2 protein-coding genes are annotated in these 1,639 nt (G+C 73.7%); both read right to left on the reverse strand.

Features of this window, described 5'->3' with window-relative positions; genetic code table 11:
• A partial coding sequence (locus ROTAS13_RS24225) for a DNA/RNA helicase domain-containing protein (protein WP_139323562.1) occupies positions 1-1,199 on the reverse strand: 1,199 nt, incomplete at its 3' end.
• Entirely contained in the window at positions 1,196-1,621 is a 426-nt protein-coding gene (locus ROTAS13_RS24230; RefSeq protein WP_253187764.1) for an EamA family transporter, read from the reverse strand. The genes ROTAS13_RS24225 and ROTAS13_RS24230, both read right to left, overlap by 4 nt.
• Positions 1,622-1,639 lie beyond the last annotated feature (18 nt).

Genomic DNA, 1,639 nt, shown 5'->3' on the forward strand with positions numbered 1-1,639 from the left:
CCCCACTCCGCCAGCCCGGCCTCGCCCGTGTTGATCTCCTGCCCCTGGCCGACCAGCGCGACGATCGCCGACCAGCCCTCGGTGCGCGCCATGATCTCCAGCGTGTGGGCGGGTTCGCTCAGGGTCAGCACGGCCTTGCGCCGCTGCGTGTCGCGGCTCGCCTGTTTCGCGTCCCAGGCTCGCTGCGCCTCGTCGAAGACGATCAGCCGTTCCGGCGGTGGTCCGTGCCGCGGGTCGCCGGCATGTTCGGCCAGGAAGGCATGGACGTTCTGCAGCGCCGCCTTCACCCGCCGCTCCGCCTCATCCCGCCCACAGGCGCCGCGCGCCACCGCATCCTGGGCCAGCGCGGCGCGCAGCACGCCGACCAGCGGCACGTTGCCGGTCAGGAAGGCCGCGCCGTCCAGCCGCGCCGTACCGAAGACTGCGTTCAGCCCGCACAGCGTCTTGCCCGCGCCGGGAATGCCGGTGACGAAGACCACCACCCGCGCCGCGTCACGCCGGGCCTCGTCCAGCGCCCGCGCAATGGCCTCCGTGGTGCGGGTCAGGTTGGCGGCGTCCGAACGGGCCGCCGCGATCTCCGCCACCCCATGCCGGGCATAGAGCATGGTGGCGGCCTCCACGATGCTCGGCACCGGGCGATAGGGGGCGGCGAGCCAGGCCGCCCCGTCCAGCGGCGTGGCCGGGGCCGGGACGGAAGCCTGCACGGCGGACAGCAGGGCGGGCAGGCCCCGCGCATTGGCGCGGAGCGGCGGCACCACCGCGTGCCAGAGCAGGCTGAGCTGCTGCGCTCCCTGGTCCGGCGCCAGCAGCGGCACCAGCACGGGCACGATCGGATGCGCCCGGCTGCCGGCATGGAAGTCGCGCAGGTCCAGCGCGTAGTCCTCCACCTGCCGCAGATCGGCGGGGGAGAAGCCCTCGCCCTTGAACTCCAGCACCAGAATCGCGCGGTCGGTCAGCAGCACCGCGTCGATGCGCTTCTCCAGGCGCAGCAGCTCGTATTCGAAGGCCAGGGTCCAGCCCTCCCCGCCCGCCCGCACCACAGCCTCGCGCAGCAGCGACGCCGAGGCCTCCCAGGCGGCGAGCTGGGCATAGGTGGCGTCGAAGCCCCGCCGGGTCTGCGCCGCCGCGAGGCGGGCGGCCACATCGGCGGCTTCGGTGCGCAGCAGTTCCGCGCCGGTACAGGCGAACCAGGCCCTCATCCGCGCCGTGCCGGCCAGGTCGCCAGCAGCAGGCTGGCCAGCATCAGCGCGAAGCCGGCGAGATGCGCCGTGGTCATCGGTTCCCCCAGGAACAGCACCGCCGTCACCGCCGCCGAGGCGGGCAGGAAGGCCATGAAGACGCCCGCCAGGCCCGCCGGGGCGCGGCGCAGACCGGAATACCAGAGCAGCAGGCTGAACACGCTGGCCGTCAGCCCGTGGAAGATCAGCAGCCCCGCCAGGAGCGGATCAGCCAGGACGCCCGCCGCACCCGGCCAGGGGATGGCCAGGGGCAGCCAGGCGGGCAGGAGCAACAGGGCGGAGAAGATCTGCATCCACAGGCCGGCGGCCAGCAGCGGCATGCGCCCGGCGAGTCGCTTGGACAGCAGCGCATAGGCGGCCTCGCCACAGACGGCCAGCAGCACCCTGTCTCCTGATCACAA

Origin of the sequence: Roseomonas sp. TAS13 (assembly GCF_001950415.1) — a bacterium.
In the GTDB taxonomy this organism is placed as follows: domain Bacteria; phylum Pseudomonadota; class Alphaproteobacteria; order Acetobacterales; family Acetobacteraceae; genus Roseomonas; species Roseomonas mucosa.